Below are 16,993 nucleotides of genomic sequence, written 5' to 3'. Positions count from 1 at the left end.
TCCGTTCGGGGTGAGGGGTCAGAGAAGGGCGGGCAGGGCCTGGGCCGCGGTGTAGCCCGCGACGGCCAGGACCAGGAGGGTGAACGCGGCTGAGAGCCGGCGGGTGTCGACGCGGTCGACGACCCGGGCCCCGGCGACCGCTGCGAGCGCCGAGGCGAGGGTGAGGACCAGGACGAGGCCCCAGTCGGGTGCGGTGCCGACCCCGGCCCGCGTCGCGAGGGCGGCCGCGCTGGTGATCGTGATGACCACCAGCGAGGTGCCGGCGGCGTACGGCAGAGGGAGGGCGAGAGCGAGCAGCAGTGCCGGGACGACGAGGAACCCGCCGCCGACGCCGAGGAAACCGGTGAGGAGGCCGACCAGCGTGGCGGTGACCAGGATCTTGAGGGCGCGCGGGCAGGCGCAGGCGAAGGTCGGGCTGAAGGTGATGATCGGGTCGTCCAGCGACGGTCGCGCGGCGTGAGCGGGCCCGGTGCGACGGTGGTGCAGGAGCCGCCACGCCATCAACCCGCCGACCACGAGCATCAGCGCGGCGAAGCTGGCCAGCAGCACGTCCGCGTCGACGTGGGCCGAGGCCTTGGCGCCGATCACGGCACCGCCGATGGCAACGACGCCGAACGTCGCCCCCCGGGCCAGCAGCACGTTGCCCTCCCGCCGTGCCGCGAGGGCCCCGATCAGGGCGGTCACCCCGACGACGACCAGCGAGCCGGTCGTCGCCTGGGCGGGGGACTGGTCCAGCAGGTAGACCAGCACCGGGACCGCGAGGATCGAGCCGCCGCCACCGAGCGCGCCCAGGCTGAGCCCGATGAGCGCGCCGGCGACGACCGCGAGGACGAGGGTCACGCCCCGGGCCCGACGAGGTGCAGGCCCACCTTCTCGGCGTTGTCGAAGGTGTCGTCGATCGCGACGAGCGTGCGGTGGTGCGCATCGAGCATCGAGGCCGCGACCGACGCGCGGTAGCCGCCGGCGCAGTGCACCCACACCTCGCCGGCCGGCACCTCGTCGACCCGGCTCCACAGCTCGTGGAGGGGGAGGTTGACGGCACCCCGAATGGCTGCCTTGTCGTGCTCGTCGGTGCGGCGCACGTCGAGGACGACGACGTCGCGGTGGTGGCGGACCTGCGCGAGGTCGGCGAAGGTCGCGGTGGCGAAGCTGGAGAGGGCCTCGGTGCTCCAGGCGGCGGGTCCTCCCGTGGCGTGGCCGGCCGGCCGATCGATGCCGATGCGGACCAGCTCGCGCTGCGCCGCGGCGACGTGCTCCGCCGTCTCGCCGAGCAGGGTGATCGGGGTGCCCCAGGGGATCAGCCAGCCGACGTATGTCGCGAAGCCGCCGTCGAGCCCGAAGTTGAGGCTGCCCGGGGCGTGACCGGCCGCGAAGGCGGTGCGGTTGCGCAGGTCGACGACCCACTCGCCGGCCTCGATGCGCCGACGCAGCTCGTCGGCGTCGGCCAGGGCCGGCGTGCTCAGGTCGGGGGCGGAGGGCCCGGCGGCGTTGGCGGGCGCCATGTGCGCGTAGTAGGCCGGCCAGGCGCCGAGCCCGGCGAGCAGCTCACGGACGTAGGCCTCCTCGTCCTGGGTCAGCACCGGGTTGGTGTCCCGCTCCTGACCGATCGTCGAGGAGGTCGCATCGGACTGGGTGGCCGAGCAGAACGAGCCGAAGCCGTGCGTCGGGAAGACCTGTGCCGAGTCGGGCAGCAGGTCGGCCAGCCGGTGCGCCGAGGCGTGCTGGTGGCGCACGAGGGCGTCGGTGTGCTCGGGGCCGAGCAGGTCGGGACGCCCGGTGGCGCCGTAGAGCAGCGACCCACCGGAGAAGACACCCACGTCGGTGCCGTTCACCGTGTCGTGCAGTGCGTAGGAGAGATGGGTGAAGGTGTGCCCCGGCGTCGCGAGCGCGGTGAGCTGCATCCGGGCGCCGATGGCGACCTTCTCGCCGTCGGCGACGGGAGTGCGGTCGAAGGAGACCTCGTCGGCGCCGTTGACGACGTACGCCGCGCCGGTGGCGGCGGCCAGGGCGAGGCCGCCGGTCACGTAGTCGTTGTGGATGTGGGTCTCGAGGACGTGGGTGAGCCGGACGCCGTGCTCGTCGCGGAGTGCCAGCACCCGGTCGATGTCGCGCTGCGGGTCGACGACGAACCCGACCTCACCGTCGTGCACGAGGTAGCTGCGGTCGCCGAGGGTCGGGGTCTCGATCGGGATGACGGTGAGGTCGCTCATCGCGCGACCTCCTGACGGGCCTCGCCGGTCACGACCGGGCGTCCGGAGCGGATCCAAGCCGTGGTGCCGCCGACGACGTTGACGGCGTCGAAGCCCTGGGCGACGAGTGCGTCGGCCATGGCGCGGCTGCGGTTGCCGCTGGCGCAGATGAGGTGGACAGGAGCGCCGCGGTCGAGGTCGTCGAGCCGGGACATCAGGAGACCCATGGGGATGCTGACGGCGCCGGGGACGTGCCCGTCGGCGTACTCGCTCGTCTCGCGGACGTCGATGAGTGCCGCGCCGTCCTCGACGGCGCGGGCGGTCTGGTCGATGTCGATCTCACGCATGTGCGGAGTCCTCTCGTTGGTGGTCCTATTCCTGCACCTAACCCCCTGGGGGGTTATTCCGACCGTAGCAGAACCCCCGGGGGGGTTGTACAGTTGAGGCACCAGGAGCCCGCGAGAGGCTCCGCCGGACCGACGGAAGGCAGGACCATGGCCGACTACACGCTCTCGATCACCACCGATCGCCCCTACGAGGAGACGGTGGCTGCCGTGCGCGAGCAGTTGGCGGAGGCAGGTTTCGGCGTGCTCACCGAGATCGACCTGCGCGCCACTCTCAAGGCCAAGCTCGACGTCGACGTCCCGCCCCAGGTCATCCTCGGTGCCTGCCGCCCGCAGCTCGCGCACCAGGCGCTCCAGGCGGACCCGTCGATCGCGACCCTGCTGCCCTGCAACGTCGTGGTCCGCTCGGTGGGGGAGACGACGACCGTCGTCGAGGCCTTCGACCCGGCCATGATGACGTCCTTCGTCGAGGAGCCCAGCGACGCGCTGCGTGCCGTCTCCGAGGACGCCCGGGCCCGCCTCCTCGTGGCCCTGGCAGCGGTGGGTGCCTGATGGAGCTCGAGCCCACCGACATCAAGCCGATCATCACCCGGATGAAGCGCGCCAACGGTCACCTGGCCAGCGTGATCCGGATGATGGAGGAGGGCTCCTCCTGCGAGGACGTCCTCACCCAGCTGGCCGCCGTCAACAAGGCGCTCTCGCGCGCCGGCTACGCGATCGTCGCCACCGGCCTGCAGAGCTGCCTGGAGGAGGGCGACGGCATCGACTCCGTCGACGTCAAGAAGATGGAGAAGCTGTTCCTGGCGCTGGCGTGAGCTCCAGTAGTCGGGAGACCGCCGCCGCCACGGCAACGCCGACGACCATGGCCGCCACCACGACGTAGGACGACACGTTGAGCTGGGCGACCCCGGACAGGCCGTGCCCCAGGTTGCAGCCACCGGCGATCCAGCCGCCCGCTCCGAGGAGCACGCCGCCGGCCGCGAGCTGGAGGTAGCGCACCCGCTGCTCCCCGCGCACGTGGAAGCGACCGCCGGAGCGGGGGTCGCCCGTGGTCGATCCCAGGGTGCCCCCAGCGACGATGCCGAGCAGGAACGCGACGAGCCAGTGGTTCGGACTGTCGCGGGCGATGCTGGCCACGGCGCCGACCGAGCTCGGGCCGTACGACGAGCCGCCGAGCGCCGCGAGCGCCCAGGCCAGCGTCACGGCAGCGCCCAGGCCGAGGCCGATCCGCTGCCACCCCCACGCCCCGGCCGGCCGGTCGTCGCGGTGCGGTCGGCGCAGCAGCACGAACGCGACGACCAGCAGAACGGCGGCGGCCACCAGCAGGCGCGGCAGTCCGAGGATCCCGGGCAGGGTCGCCTCCTCGCCGCCGGACAGCAGCGTGGGGCCGGGGATCGTCAGGTCGCGTGCGGCCAGCTCTCCCACCGCCCAGCCGCCGAGGCCGACGAGCGCTCCGAGCATCCCGGACCCGAGCTTGTAGAACAGTCCGGAGACGCACGACCGCGCCACCACCATGCCGATCCCGATCAGCAGGCCGCCGCCCACGTTGGCGACCGGTCGGAACGCCAGGCCCCGGTTGAGGTCCTCGGTCCCCGGCAGCAGGAAGAGCACGGCCAGCCCGACCGCCCCGATGGCCACGCCCAGCGCCCAGCCGCGCGCGAGCAGGAAGCGCCGGTCCAGCGAGTCCCGGATCGCTGAGTGGAAGCACAGCTGTCCGCGCTGGAGCACGAAGCCCGTCGCGACGCCCGCCAGGGCGCCGGTGAGGAGGGCGGCGATCACGAGGCCGGTGCTCCCGGGTCTGCGAGCGCGGTGGTGATGCGGACCTCGTGGGTGAGGGTGCGGTGGACCGGGCACTTGTCGGCGATGGCGAGCAGCGCAGTGCGCTGCTCCTCCGACAGTGCCGGGTCGAGCTCGATCTCACGGTGCAGGTGGTCCAGCTGACCGGTCTCGGTGCTGCACTCCTCGCAGTCGCGCGCGTGGATGCGGGCGTGGGTCAGGGTGACCGTGGTGGCGCCGTAGTCCCAGCCCTTGCGCCGGGCATACATCCGCATCGTCATCGAGGTGCACGCGCCGAGGGCCGAGAGCATCGTGTCGTAGGGGTTGGGGCCGGAGTCCTCGCCGCCGACCGAGGCCGGCTCGTCGAGGCGCCAGCGGTGCCGCCCGGCGTGGACGTCGTGGGCGAAGCTGTCGGGGGAGACCTCGCGGACGCGGACGCCGGCATCGGGGCCGCTCGGAGACCCCGCCTCGGCCTCGCGCTCGGCCCCGGGGAGGTAGCGCGACGCCCAGGCGGCGATCACCGTCGCCGCGTAGTCGGAGTCGACGCGACGGCTCAGCAGGTGGTCGGCGCCGTCGAGCGCGACGAAGGACTTGGGGTGCCGAGCGGTGTCGAAGATCCGGCGCGCCTCGTCGACCCCGACGACCTCGTCGAGGGGAGCGTGCAGGATCAGCAGCGGGCGCCGGAGAGAGGCGATCCGCTCCTGCTGCGGCTGGTCGGCCAGGTCGTCGGCGAGGTCGCGACCGACGTGGAGGGTGCGGCCCCCGATCGCCACCTCGAGATGTCCGTCGGCGGCGTCGGTCGCGCGCTCCAGGAGGTGCTCGACGTGGCTCGGGCTCGAGGGCGCGCCGACGACCGCGACCGCCGTCACCGAGGGCAGACGCTCGGCGGCGGCGAGGACCGCCGCCCCGCCCAGCGAGTGCCCGACGAGCAGGTCGGGGCCGCCGTGGTGCTCGCCGAGGCAGGCCGCCGCCGCCTCGAGGTCGGCGAGGTTGCTGGTGAAGCTGGTCTCCGCGAAGTCACCCCCGGACGCGCCGAGACCGGTGAAGTCGAAGCGCAGCACCGCGATGCCGCGCTCGGCCAGCGCGCTGGAGATCCGGGCCGCCGCGTGCGACTCCCGGCTGCAGGTGAAGCAGTGGGCGAACAGCGCGGTCGCCCGCACCTCGCCCGCGGGCAGGTCGATCGTGCCGTGGAGGGTGTCGCCGGAGGCGCCGGGGAACGTGACGTCCATGCGGCCAACGTAGTCGCCCGACCGTAGCCTTGCTCCCGTGCAGTGCTCCTACTTCGACGCCGGCCGGTGCCGCTCGTGCAGCCGGCTGGACACGGCGTACGACGTGCAGGTGCGCGCCAAGGAGGACGAGTGCCGCGCGCGGCTCTCGTCCCTGGGGGAGCGGGCCGACGGGCTGACCTGGCTGCCGACCGTCACGAGCCCCGAGGCGGGGTTCCGCAACAAGGCCAAGATGGTCGTCGCCGGCACGACAGCCCAGCCCACGCTGGGGATCCTCGACCCGCTCGGCTCGGGGATCGACCTGCGGACGTGCCCGCTCTACTCGCCGGCGGTGCACGCGTTGCTGCCGCTGCTCGCCGACTTCGTGGGCACGGCCACCCTCACGCCGTACGACGTGGCGACGCGACGCGGTGAGCTCAAGCACCTGCTGGTCACGGAGTCGCCGGACGGGGAGTTCCTGGTGCGCTTCGTGCTGCGGACCTCGGAGTCGGTGCTGCGGATCCGCAAGCACCTGCCGGGGCTCCTGGCGGCGGCGCCGGGGATCGCGGTCGTGTCCGTCAACCTGCAGCCCGAGCACAAGGCGGTGCTCGAGGGGGAGCACGAGGAGGTGCTGACCGAGCGGTCGACCCTGCCGATGCGGGTCAACGACCTCGTCCTGCAGCTGCCACCGCGCAGCTTCTTCCAGACCAACACGGCGCTGGCGGCCGCGCTCTACCGTCAGGCGGCTGCCTGGGCGTCCGACGTGGCGCCGGCGTCGGTGCTCGACCTCTACTGCGGGGTCGGCGGCTTCGCGCTCCACCTCGCGGCGCCCGGGCGTCGGGTGGTCGGGGTCGAGGCGAGCACCGAGGCCGTGGCCGGCGCTGTCGCGACGGCTGCTGGAGCGGGGTTGGCTGCCGACTTCGTCGCCGGCGACGCGACCGCCTGGCCTGTCGACGCCGACCTGGTCGTGGTCAACCCGCCGCGGCGCGGGCTCGGTCCCGCGCTGGCCGAGCGCCTCGAGGAGTCGTCGGCGCGGGCGGTCGTCTACTCCAGCTGCAACGCCGCGTCCCTGGCGGTCGACCTCGCCGCGATGGTGTCGTGGCGCCCGGTGGAGGCACGGCTGCTCGACATGTTCCCCCACACGCGGCACTACGAGGTCGTGACGCTGCTGCGGCGGCGGCGGGATAGTCCCTAACGAAATCGCATCTCCATGACGACCGGGAGCGGTCGTTTGTTAGGGACTACCCCGCCTCGGCGGCGGGCACCTGCCTCGGGATCAGCAGCGTGAGGACGACCCCGACGAGCGCCGCGCCGGTGCCGATCAGGAAGCACGCGCGGAAGGCGCCCTCGGAGGGGAGCGGGAAGCCGCCGACGTCGGTGGTCGAGGCAGCGAGCACGCCGGCCATGACGGCCGCGGAGGTCGTCGTGCCGATCGAGCGCATCAGGGCGTTGAACCCCACGGCGGCGCCGGCCTCGGAGAGCGGGACCGCGCTCATGATCAGCGCGGGCATGGCGGCGTAGCCGATGCCGACGCCGGCCGAGCTGATGCAGGTGACGACGAGCAGCTGCCAGGGGGCGGCCATGAAGAACACGCCGACGAGGTAACCCAACCCGAGCACGGTCGCGCCGATCGCCAGCGTGATGCGCGCCCCGAAGGTCGTCATCAGGCGGCTCGAGATCGGCGCGAAGGCCATCATCACCAGGCCGCCGGGCGCCATCCAGAGGCCGGCCGCGAGCAGCGTCTGACCCAGGCCGTAGCCGGTCGACTCGGGCAGCTGGAGCAGCTGCGGCACGACGATGGCCTGCGCGAGCATCCCGAAGCCGACGGCGACGGCGGCGAGGTTGGTCAGCAGCACGGGACGGCGGGCCGTGACGCGCAGGTCCGCCAGCGGCGCGGGGTGGCGCAGCTCGTAGAGGCCCCAGGCGACGAGCACGACCGCGCCGGTCGCCAGGCACAGCCATGGGCGAGCGGTGCCCCAGCCCCAGTCGCCACCCTTGGTGATGCCGACGAGCGTGATGACCAGGCCGGCCGCGAGGCCCAGCGCGCCGACGACGTCGAGGCGACCGCCCTTGACCGAGGGGACGTGCGGCACGACCACGGCGACCGCGATCGCCACGAGCGCGGCGAGCACGCCGGAGAGCCAGAAGAGGACGTGCCAGTCGAAGGCGTCGGCGACGTACGCCGCCAGCGGCAGGCCGATCGCGCCGCCGACCCCGAGGGTGCCGCTCATCGCGGCGATCGCGGTGGCGGTCTGCGCGGGCTTGGTGATCTCGCGCAGCAGGCTGATGCCGACCGGGATGAAGCCCATCGAGAGGCCCTGGAGGGTGCGCCCTGCGAGCATCGGCAGGAGCGTGTCGGAGAGGGCGCAGATCACGGAGCCGAGCACCAGGATCAGCGAGCTGACCAGCAGCACCCGCTGCTTGCCGAAGAGGTCGCCCAGGCTGCCCGCGATCGGCATCGCCACCGCGCCGCCGAGCAGCGTCGAGGTCACCACCCACGACGCGTTGGCCGAGGTCGTGTCGAGCAGCACCGGCAGGCTGCCCTGGAGCGGGATCACCAGGGTCTGCGTCAGCGAGGCGATCAGGCCGCCGAAGCACAGCACGACGATCGACACCCCGGCCCGGTGCGAGCGGTCCGGCTCTCCGGCGCGACTGGTCTGGGCATGCGTGGAGACGGTGGTCACCGGTGCAGCGTAGGCGGATAGTTGCCGATGACAACTGTTCTCGGGGTGGGATCTTCGTCACTCCGAGGCGCGGACGCCCGCTGCAGCCTCGCGCCGACCCACCCCGTAGGCGACGAGAGCAGCCACGAGCGAGGTGGAGGAGAGGATCAGCAGGGACGCCCGGAAGCCGGCGGCGCCGCCGCCGAAGACGCCCATCAGCGTCACGCTCAGCGAGGCGCCGGAGGCGAAGCCGAGGTAGCGCAGCACCTGGTTGAATGCCAGTGCGCTGCCGGTCTCGCTGCGGGGGACGTGGGGGACCATCAGCACCGCGAGCGAGGAGAAGGTCAAGCCGCTGCCGAGACCGCCGATGGCCATGCAGGCCGCCGCCTGCCAGAGGTGGTCGTGCTCGAAGGCCAGTGTCGCGGAGGCGCCGAAGAACATCAGGCACCCGACCGGCAGCAGCGCCGGGGTGCCGAGTCTCGCGCCCACGACACGGGCGAGCCGGCTGCCGAGGATGCTCGCGAGCGAGTAGGGCACCAGCATCAGCCCGGCCACGGTCACGGGCTGGTCGAGCCCCCACCCTCCGTCGCTCTGGACCAGGACGACGACCAGGGTCAGCAGGCCGTACATCCCGATCCCGGCCATCAGCGCGGTCAGGTTGGGCACGAACAGACCGGGTCGCACGGCGAGGTGCAGGTCGACGAGCGGGTGCGGGCTGCGCAGCGTCCAGGCCACCCAGGCGGCCAGCAGCAGGAAGCCGGCGGTGCCCAGCCCGCCGGTGAGCGGCGACAGCCAGCCCCACGCGGCGCCGCGGGTGACGGCGAGCAGCACGCCGACCATCCCGGCCGAGAGCAGGACCGCCCCGAGCCAGTCGACGCGGGCGGGCCGCTCACCGTCGCTGGTCGGCACGAAGCGCCACGCCATGGCGAGGGTGGCCGCGGTGAGCACGGCACCCAGTCCGTACGCCGCCGGCAGGCCGCCGACCTCCGCGACCAGCGCGGTCACGGGATAGCCCAGCCCCGCGCCTGCGACCGTGCTCACCGACAGCAGCGCGATGACCGACGACCGTCGTTCACGTCGTACGACGTCGCGCGCGACGGCCAGCGCGAGCGGCACGAGCGCGAGCCCGACGCCCTGCAGCGACCGCCCGGTGACGAGGGCGGCGAAACCCCACGGCACGGCCGCCAGCGCGGAGCCGGCGAGGACCAGGGACAGCCCGGCCAGGATCACCGGACGCCGCAGCCGGCCGCTGCCCAGACGGCCCAGGATCGGCGTGGTGACCGCGCCGGCGAGCATCGTGGCGCTCAGCGCCCACTGGGCGTCGGTGACCGCGAGGTCGTAGTGCCGCGCGATCGCCGGGACCAGCGGTGCGCCGAGGCTGCTGACCACCGCCGTGACGGTGGTCAGCAGGACCAGCGTGAGGAGCTGGAGACGCCCCTGCGTGATGGCTACGTGCTGCCCTTGCGTGCGCGCGAGGCGACCACGCGCCTTCGTCGCGGATCGCTCGCCTCGCAGAAGGCGACCACGTAGCCCGCCCAGATCAGACGGGCATGGCCGGTGTGGCAGCAGGCGGACTACTTGCTCCCCTTACGCGCTCGGCTCGCGATCTTGGCGCGCTCGTTGGCGTCGAGGATCACCTTGCGGATGCGCACCGAGTCGGGCGTGACCTCGACGCACTCGTCCTCGCGGCAGAACTCCAGGCTCTGCTCGAGCGAGAGCTTCTTGGCCGGGATCAGCTTCTCGAAGTTGTCGGAGGTGGCGGACCGGATGTTGGTCTGCTGCTTCTCCTTCGTGATGTTGACGTCCATGTCGTCGGAGCGGGAGTTCTCGCCGACGATCATGCCCTCGTAGACCTCGGTGGCGGGCTCGAGGAACATCACGCCGCGCTCCTGGAGCGAGGTCATGGCGTAGGCGGTGGCGGCACCCTTGCGGTCGGCGACGAGCGAGCCGTTGTTGCGCGAGCGGATCTCGCCGGCCCACGGCTCGTACTTCTCGAAGATGTGGTGCGCGATGCCGGTGCCGCGGGTGTCGGTGAGGAACTCGGTGCGGAAGCCGATCAGGCCGCGCGCGGGCACGAGGAACTCCATGCGCACCCAGCCGGTGCCGTGGTTGGTCATCGACTCCATGCGGCCCTTGCGGGTGGCGAGCAGCTCGGTGATCGTGCCGAGGTACTCCTCGGGGGCGTCGATCGTCAGGCGCTCGACGGGCTCGTGGACCTTGCCGTTGACGTCCTTGGTGACCACCTGCGGCTTGCCGACGGTGTGCTCGTAGCCCTCACGACGCATCTGCTCGACCAGGATCGCCAGCGCCAGCTCGCCACGGCCCTGGACCTCCCAGGCGTCGGGACGCTCGGTCGGGAGGATCTTGAGCGAGACGTTGCCGATGAGCTCCTGGTCGAGGCGGTCCTTGACCAGGCGGGCGGTGACCTTGCCGCCCTTGGTGCGGCCGACCAGCGGCGAGGTGTTGGTGCCGATGGTCATGGAGATGGCCGGCTCGTCGACGTGGATGAGCGGCAGCGCGATCGGGTTCTCCGGGTCGGCGAGCGTCTCGCCGATGGTGATCTCGGGGATGCCGGCGATGGCGACGATGTCGCCGGGGCCGGCCTCGGGGCCGGGCTTGCGCTCGAGGCCCTCGGTGACGAGGAGCTCGGTGATCTTGACGGTCTTGACGTCACCGTTGCGACGCATCCAGGCGACGTTCTGGCCCTTCTTGAGGTGACCCTCGTGGATGCGGACCAGGGCCAGGCGGCCGAGGAAGGGCGACGCGTCGAGGTTGGTGACGTGGGCCTGGAGCGGCGCTCCCTCGGTGTACTGCGGCGCGGGGATGGTGTCGATGATCGTCTTGAAGAGCGGCTCGAGGTCGGTCGCGTCGGGCATGGTGCCGTTGGCGGGCTGGGTGATCGCGGCCAGGCCGACCTTGCCGGAGGCATAGACGACCGGGAAGTCGAGCGCGTCCTGGCTGTGCGACTCGTCGAGCAGGTCCATGAAGAGCTCGTAGGTCTCGTCCACGACCTCCTCGATGCGCGCGTCGGGGCGGTCGACCTTGTTGACGACCAGGACGACGGGCATGTCGGCGTTGAGCGCCTTGCGCAGCACGAAGCGGGTCTGGGGCAGCGGGCCCTCGGAGGCGTCGACGAGGAGCACGATGCCGTCGACCATCGACAGGCCGCGCTCGACCTCACCACCGAAGTCGGCGTGGCCGGGGGTGTCGATGATGTTGATCGTCATGCCCTCGGGAGCCGACGGGCCGTTGTAGTGGATCGCGGTGTTCTTCGCGAGGATCGTGATGCCCTTCTCGCGCTCGAGGTCACCGGAGTCCATGACCCGGTCGGCCACGCTCTCGGCCTCGTGCTCGGTGAAGGCGCCGGCCTGGCGGAGCATCGCGTCCACGAGGGTGGTCTTGCCGTGGTCGACGTGCGCGACGATCGCGACGTTGCGCAGGTTGGCGGACTTGATCTCAGACATGGGGCTACGACGACTCTTCCGGTGGAGGTGCAGATCTGGAGGTGCAGGGGCCCCGATGGGCCCCGAGGAGTCTAGTCGCGAGCGTGGTCCCCGCCTGCATCGGCAGCGAGCGCCGGTCCTCGATGCGGACAGCCTGATGTGCCTAGCCGGCGAGCGACCCCGCGAAGATCTGCCAGGCGAGCGCGGACTTCGCGGCCAGGCTGAGCACGAGGTAGGCCTTCTCGCCGAAGGCATAGCTGCGCCACGGCCCGATCTCGCGGTACTGCAGCCACTGGTTGAGCGCGAAGCTCATGAAGAAGATGAACAGCGACCCGAAGATGCCGTAGACGAAGCCGGGCACCGTCTCCGCGCCGACGAGGTTGAGCGTGATGACCACCCACGGGGCCGCGCCGGCGATGCAGCCGAACCAGAACGGCAGCATCGTGGTGCTGGTGCGCCCGGGCGGGTTCATGACCTCCTGGAGCCAGCCGAAGAGGATCATCGAGACGTTGGCGCCGATGATCGCGATCACAGCGGTGAGCTGGGTGACACCGGCGTAGAAGGCGATCAGGAGGATCATGATCGTGGCGCTCAGCGAGTACTCCACCCAGCGGAAGCGGTTGAGGCCACCGCGCAGGTCGCGCTCGTAGCGGCCCCGCAGCACCGTCCCGGTCAAGCCGTGGTCGATCGCGGCCAGCGACAGGAAGGCGGCGATCGCCAGGCCGATGGGCACGTCGAAGGCCGAGGTGGGGTCGGCGACCCGGGAGCCCGGCGGTCCCGTCGGGAACGAGCTGGACAGCGTGATCGCGAAGTCGCTGGCAAGCACGAGCACCGCCACGGCCTGCGCTGCGTGCAGCACCGCGAGCGCGACGTTCCACCGGCGCAGCCCGGTGAGACGCTCGTCGTCCACGCCGCTGGCGGTCGCGAGGGCGTGGGTGGGGACGTGGTCGTTGCTCATGGGTGCCAGTGAAGCGCATGGGGCCTTGCCGGTGTCGGTGGTGTCGGGTTCGCTGGGGTCATGTCTCGGAACTCCGCCCACAGCCCCTCGCGCCGTCACTGCTTCGTGCCGCCCTACCTGCTCCAGCAGCTGGCGCTGGCCGTCCCCGAGGAGGCGGAGCGCTGGCACCGGCTGCTCGCGATGGATGACGACGTGCGGCTGCGGCGCGCACAGGCCCCCGGCGTACGGCGGGGCGTGGCCGCCGCCCGCGGCCCCGCGTGGGTCGTGCACACGGCCGGCAACGGCAGCGACCTCCCGGGCGAGGGGGCCCGCGCTGCGGGAGACCCGCCCTCGGACGACGTCGCGGTCGAGGAGGCGGCCCTGGGCATCAGCGGCTCGTTGGCGCTCTTCTCGGAGGTCTACGGCCGCGACTCCTACGACGGCGCGGGCGCCACGGTGTCGGCGACGGTCCACTACGGGCAGGACTACGTCAACGCGCTCTGGGACGGGACGCAGCTGGTCTTCGGTGACGGCGACGGTCGCGTCTTCGACCGCTTCACCAAGCCGGTCGACGTCCTCGCCCACGAGCTGACCCATGCGGTCACCGAGCACACGGCCGGCTTCGTCTACCAGGGCCAGTCCGGCGCACTCCACGAGTCGGTCTCCGACGTCTTCGCCAGCTGTCTCAAGCAACGGCTTCTCGGCCAGACCGCGCTCGCGGCCGACTGGCTGATCGGGGAGGGCCTCTTCCTGCCCGGGGTCCAGGCACGCGGGCTGCGCGACATGGCCAACCCCGGCACGGCCTATGACGACCCCGCGCTCGGCCGGGACCCGCAGCCGGCGCACCTGGACGACTACGTCGACACGACCGACGACAACGGCGGCGTCCACCTCAACTCCGGCATCCCCAACCGCGCCTTCCACCTCGCCGCGCTCGCGATAGGCGGCTCGAGCTGGGAGGGCGCCGGGCGCGTGTGGTTCGCCGCGCTCACCGGCGACCAGGTGACGGCGCGCTCCGACTTCGCCGCTTTCGCCGCTGCCACCGTCGCGGCTGCAGCGTCGCTGGGCGACGTCGACGTCGCAGCCGTCGAGGAGGCCTGGGCGAGGGTCGGGGTCACGCCTGCCTCGTCCCCGGTCGCTCCTGCCGCAGCCCCGGCTGCGGACCTGCTCGCGGCGGCCGACCGGGTCGTCGTACGACGCACGGGGGGCTTCGCGGGCCACACCTCCGAGGCCCGGGTCGACCTCGGGGCGGACCCGCGGGCCGGCGAGCTGCGAGACCTGGTCGAGCGCATCGACCTGCGCCGGGTCACCGGGAGCGCACCGCAGCCCGACCGCTTCGTCTACGACTTCGACCTGTGCGGCGACCAGGCGACCCTGTGCGAGCAGGACCTCACCGACGACCTGCGCCGCGTGGCCGACCTGGTGCTGAGGCCGTCATGAGCGGCTTCCCCGTGGTGATGCACACGGCGCTCGACGCGGCCCACGTGCGCGGGCTCGCCGAGTTCTACCGGCTGCTCCTGGGGCTGCACTACCGACCTGGCTCGGAGCCACCCACCGACGGCAGCCCCGACGACGAGGACTGGCTCGTCCTCCTCGATTCCGACGGGCACCGCGTCCTCGCCTTCCAGGAGGTCGCCACGCTCGCGCGCTCCACCTGGCCCGCGCCCGACGTGCCGATGCAGATGCACCTCGACCTGCGCGTCGACACCGTCGACGAGCTCGAGCGCCATCGCCGGCGCGCCGAGGAGCTCGGTGCCACGCTGCTCCTGGACCGCACCGCCGAGGAGGGCGAGCCGCTCGTGGTCCTCGCCGATCCCGAGGGGCACCCGTTCTGCCTGCTGGTGGGTCAGGGCTGAGCGAGTCGGTCCACGCGCCCGGATATCGATTGCGGTCGGCCGCTCGGGCTGTGAGGGTCGTGGCCATGCGAACCCCTTGGCCGCTGCTGGCGGACGGACTGCTCTTCCGGGAGGCCGTGGAGGCCGACGTGGAGGCGTTGCAGTCCTTCCGCAACACCCCAGGCGTCAACCACTTCATGGTGCGCACCCACGTCGACCCCGAGGACCTGCGCCGGGAGTGGCTCGCGGTTCCCGAGAGCCCGACGGACTTCTCGTGCGTCGTCGAGCGCGACGGCGAGGTCGTGGCGATGGGATTCCTCGACGTGGTGGACGGACCCGGTCAGCCGGGGGTCCCCGACGGCACCGACGGACTGATCGGCTACATCGTCGACCCGCGCGTGGCCGGCCAGGGGATCGGGAGCGCGACCGCGCGGGCCCTGCTGCGAGCCGCCTTCGACGACCTCGGGCTGCGGCGGGTCACCGCGGCGGCGTACGCCGACAATCCCGCGTCCGTCCGCGTGCTGGAGGGCGCCGGGATGCGTCGCGAGCGAGTCTCGGTCCAGGCGCTGTGGCACCACGAGCTCGGGTGGATCGACGAGGTCGGCTATGCGCTGCTCGCGGACGAGTGGCGCGATGGACCCGGCTGACTTCTACTCCGGGATCGTGGTCGACACCTACGCCAGGCTGAAGTCGTCGACCTTCGACCCCGAGCCCTACGTGAGGTTCGTCCAGCAGCACGGCGAGCCCGCGCTGGAGATCGGCTGTGGCGACGGGGAGCCGATGCTGGACCTGCGCGCGGCGGGCCTCGACGTCGACGGCGTCGACTCCTCGGCCGACATGGTCGCGCGGTGCCGCGAGAAGGCAGCCGAACGCGGCCTCCCGACCGGCGTCTTCCACCAGCGCGTCGAGAGCCTCGACCTGGAGCGTTGTTATGCCTCGATCTACTTCGCCGGGCCGACGTTCAACCTGCTCCCGGACGACGAGATCGCGTCCCGGGCCCTGCGCGCCATCAGGGCACACCTGACGGAGGACGGAGCGGCCCTCGTCCCGCTCTGGGTGCCCGACCCCACGCCCACCCGCGAGCTCGGGGTCACTCGATCCACCCATGACGGCCCGGACGTCGAGCTCCGCTACACGCCGGTCTCCGAGTTGTTCGACCTGCAGCGGCGGACCCGGGTCACGACCGCTCGCTACGAGCGGATCACCCCGGCTGGTGTCGAGGTGTCTGACCGGGAGTGGCTGATCCACTGGCACACGCCGTCGGGCTTCCGTGCGCTGTGCCTGGCTGCAGGCCTGCGGGTCGTGTCCCTCGTCGACGACGAGACCGGGGCGCCTGCGTCCGAGGCATCGACGGCGTTCACCGGGACGGTGACTGCTGGGTGACGGTCGGCCCTGACGCGGTCACGCCCAGGACGTCGAACCGTCCCCCGCGACACGTGACGCTCGCCCTGACCCGACCGCCCTCCCACAACGAGGCCTTGACGTCCGCGGGTGACAGGGCGGGATCCGTCGCTCTGCCCGCCCGGAGCGTGAGGGTGGCGCCGACGTAGCGGGACGGTCCTTCCGTGACGCGGACCTCGAGCCGGTAGGGCAGGCGGAGGTCGCCGTCGAAGCGCGGCTTCTTCGGCCCCATGACGCCCAGCCAGTCAGCGACCAGATTGAACGGCCCCTCCGTCGTGCAGCGCGGCGCGGTGAACCACGCGCGCGTCGAGGCGGGCAAGGCTCGTCCGTCGCGGACGTAGATGCTCTCGTGCCACAGGACCGCGAGGTCGGGGTCGACGTCGGTCAGCACCTCGACCTCGATCTGCTCCGCCTCGACTGCGTCGTCCTGGCCGCCGGAGTCGTCGCACCCGGGCAGCACCGCCACCAACGTGTCGCCGGTCGTAGCCGGCGTCCTCCTGGTCGGCCCCGCGCCGTTGTAGGTCACTCCGTCGATCTCGACCGCTGCCGGACAGGCGGACTCTCCGCCCCCGCCTTCGCCGCCGCCCTCGCTGGACTGGCATCCCGTCAGCGCGACCGCGACGACCAGGCCCAGGGCGAGGAGTCGAGCACGCGTGGCCATGAGGTCATCGTGCCTCAGGGGTCGGTGAGGTCTCTGGTGCCGTGGGGGGTGGTGAGGTGGGTCTGGCCGTGGGGTTCGCGCCAGAGGAAGGTGCCGGGGGCGAGGTGTTGGTAGTGCCAGCCGGCGTGGGTCTTGAGCTGGTGGTGATGTCGGCAGAGGGGGGCGAGGTTGCACTCGCAGGTGATGCCGGACTGTGCGTGGGCGATGAGGTGGTCGAGGTCGCAGGACCTGGATCTCTTGGTGCAGTGGGGGAAGACGCAGGTGGGGTTGCGGAGTCGGATCTTCTCGGCGGTGGTGGGCGCCGGGACGTAGGGGTCGGGCCCCTGTGACTGATCGTGGCCGGCGTTCTGGCCGCCGTGGCAGTGGGTGGTGAGGTCGAGGACGGGGCGGATGGTGATGTGGCGGTCGGTGCGGGCGAGCCAGTCGCGCACGGTGGTGGCGAGGAGGGTGTGGCCGTGCTCGTCGGTGGCGAGGAGCCCGCGGCCTTCGAGGGCGTCCTGGGACAGGTGAACGTACGCGACGATGCTCCTGCTGGGTGC

17 protein-coding genes and 1 pseudogene are annotated in these 16,993 nt (G+C 72.3%); 7 read left to right on the top strand and 11 right to left on the bottom strand.

Annotated elements, in window-relative coordinates; translation table 11 throughout:
• Nucleotides 1-18 precede the first annotated feature (18 nt).
• From RMN98_RS10885 to RMN98_RS10875, 3 genes are read right to left on the bottom strand one after another with little or no spacing between them, the layout of a single operon-like run.
• Entirely contained in the window at nt 19-840 is an 822-nt protein-coding gene (locus tag RMN98_RS10885) for a sulfite exporter TauE/SafE family protein (RefSeq protein WP_309648836.1), read from the bottom strand.
• Nucleotides 837-2,210, bottom strand: coding sequence for an MBL fold metallo-hydrolase (locus tag RMN98_RS10880; RefSeq protein ID WP_309648835.1), 1,374 nt, complete (start codon nt 2,208-2,210; stop codon nt 837-839). Before RMN98_RS10880 ends, RMN98_RS10885 begins: the two co-directional genes overlap by 4 nt.
• Nucleotides 2,207-2,536 carry a rhodanese-like domain-containing protein gene (locus tag RMN98_RS10875; RefSeq protein ID WP_309648834.1) on the bottom strand — a complete coding sequence of 110 codons (330 nt, stop codon included), beginning with the start codon at nt 2,534-2,536 and terminating at the stop codon, nt 2,207-2,209. Before RMN98_RS10875 ends, RMN98_RS10880 begins: the two co-directional genes overlap by 4 nt.
• 147 nt (nt 2,537-2,683) lie before the next feature.
• On the opposite strand from RMN98_RS10875, the gene RMN98_RS10870 reads away from it, so the two are divergent.
• Entirely contained in the window at nt 2,684-3,085 is a 402-nt protein-coding gene (locus RMN98_RS10870) for a DUF302 domain-containing protein (protein WP_309648833.1), read from the top strand.
• Nucleotides 3,085-3,348: a metal-sensitive transcriptional regulator gene (locus RMN98_RS10865; RefSeq protein ID WP_309648832.1), complete on the top strand. Its 264-nt coding sequence runs from the start codon at nt 3,085-3,087 to the stop codon at nt 3,346-3,348. The genes RMN98_RS10870 and RMN98_RS10865 overlap by 1 nt, the downstream gene beginning before the upstream one ends.
• Here RMN98_RS10865 and RMN98_RS10860 read toward each other — a convergent pair.
• Both RMN98_RS10860 and RMN98_RS10855 read right to left on the bottom strand, forming a co-directional pair.
• Nucleotides 3,311-4,312, bottom strand: a complete 1,002-nt coding sequence (locus tag RMN98_RS10860) for a YeeE/YedE thiosulfate transporter family protein (RefSeq protein ID WP_309648831.1) — start codon at nt 4,310-4,312, stop codon at nt 3,311-3,313. The genes RMN98_RS10865 and RMN98_RS10860 overlap by 38 nt on opposite strands.
• Nucleotides 4,309-5,538 carry an alpha/beta fold hydrolase gene (locus tag RMN98_RS10855; RefSeq protein WP_309648830.1) on the bottom strand — a complete coding sequence of 410 codons (1,230 nt, stop codon included), beginning with the start codon at nt 5,536-5,538 and terminating at the stop codon, nt 4,309-4,311. The genes RMN98_RS10860 and RMN98_RS10855 overlap by 4 nt, the downstream gene beginning before the upstream one ends.
• Before the next feature lie 37 nt (nt 5,539-5,575).
• Here RMN98_RS10855 and rlmC point away from each other — a divergent pair, with 37 nt between their 5' ends.
• A complete protein-coding gene (gene rlmC, locus RMN98_RS10850; protein WP_309648829.1) occupies nt 5,576-6,709 on the top strand; it encodes a 23S rRNA (uracil(747)-C(5))-methyltransferase RlmC in 1,134 nt (377 codons plus the stop codon).
• 46 nt (nt 6,710-6,755) lie between these two features.
• On the opposite strand, the gene RMN98_RS10845 is transcribed toward rlmC, so the two are convergent.
• The 4 genes from RMN98_RS10845 to heR form a co-directional block, all read right to left on the bottom strand.
• Nucleotides 6,756-8,198, bottom strand: a complete 1,443-nt coding sequence (locus RMN98_RS10845; RefSeq protein ID WP_309648828.1) for an MFS transporter — start codon at nt 8,196-8,198, stop codon at nt 6,756-6,758.
• A 57-nt stretch (nt 8,199-8,255) separates the two neighbouring features.
• Nucleotides 8,256-9,584 (bottom strand): MFS transporter, encoded by a 1,329-nt coding sequence (locus RMN98_RS10840; RefSeq protein WP_309648854.1) that lies wholly within the window; start codon nt 9,582-9,584, stop codon nt 8,256-8,258.
• Nucleotides 9,585-9,751: 167 nt separating this feature from the next.
• The gene (gene typA, locus RMN98_RS10835; RefSeq protein WP_309648827.1) at nt 9,752-11,641 is read right to left on the bottom strand and encodes a translational GTPase TypA; all 1,890 of its coding nucleotides are present in this window, start codon (nt 11,639-11,641) and stop codon (nt 9,752-9,754) included.
• Nucleotides 11,642-11,783: 142 nt separating this feature from the next.
• On the bottom strand, nt 11,784-12,578 hold the full coding sequence (gene heR, locus RMN98_RS10830) for a heliorhodopsin HeR (protein WP_309648826.1): 795 nt from the start codon (nt 12,576-12,578) through the stop codon (nt 11,784-11,786).
• Between the two features lie 60 nt (nt 12,579-12,638).
• On the opposite strand from heR, the gene RMN98_RS10825 reads away from it, so the two are divergent.
• The 4 genes from RMN98_RS10825 to RMN98_RS10810 all read left to right on the top strand — a co-directional run bounded on the left by RMN98_RS10825 (nt 12,639) and on the right by RMN98_RS10810 (nt 15,775).
• Complete coding sequence (locus RMN98_RS10825; RefSeq protein WP_309648825.1) at nt 12,639-13,997, top strand: protealysin inhibitor emfourin; 1,359 nt, start codon at nt 12,639-12,641, stop codon at nt 13,995-13,997.
• On the top strand, nt 13,994-14,413 hold the full coding sequence (locus RMN98_RS10820; RefSeq protein WP_309648824.1) for a VOC family protein: 420 nt from the start codon (nt 13,994-13,996) through the stop codon (nt 14,411-14,413). Before RMN98_RS10825 ends, RMN98_RS10820 begins: the two co-directional genes overlap by 4 nt.
• Nucleotides 14,414-14,478: 65 nt before the next feature.
• Nucleotides 14,479-15,039 (top strand): GNAT family protein, encoded by a 561-nt coding sequence (locus RMN98_RS10815; protein ID WP_309648823.1) that lies wholly within the window; start codon nt 14,479-14,481, stop codon nt 15,037-15,039.
• Nucleotides 15,026-15,775, top strand: a complete 750-nt coding sequence (locus RMN98_RS10810; protein WP_309648822.1) for a class I SAM-dependent methyltransferase — start codon at nt 15,026-15,028, stop codon at nt 15,773-15,775. The genes RMN98_RS10815 and RMN98_RS10810 overlap by 14 nt, the downstream gene beginning before the upstream one ends.
• Here RMN98_RS10810 and RMN98_RS10805 read toward each other — a convergent pair.
• Both RMN98_RS10805 and RMN98_RS10800 read right to left on the bottom strand, forming a co-directional pair.
• Entirely contained in the window at nt 15,750-16,454 is a 705-nt protein-coding gene (locus RMN98_RS10805; RefSeq protein WP_309648821.1) for a hypothetical protein, read from the bottom strand. The two genes, RMN98_RS10810 and RMN98_RS10805, sit on opposite strands and share 26 nt — an antisense overlap.
• 14 nt (nt 16,455-16,468) lie before the next feature.
• Nucleotides 16,469-16,993 (bottom strand): annotated as a pseudogene (locus tag RMN98_RS10800) (HNH endonuclease signature motif containing protein); the annotation flags it as partial.

This window comes from Nocardioides sp., assembly GCF_031397825.1.
Lineage (GTDB): Bacteria > Actinomycetota > Actinomycetes > Propionibacteriales > Nocardioidaceae > Nocardioides.
Note: the sequence above shows the minus strand (reverse complement) of the source record. Positions and strands in the feature narration are given on the sequence as shown.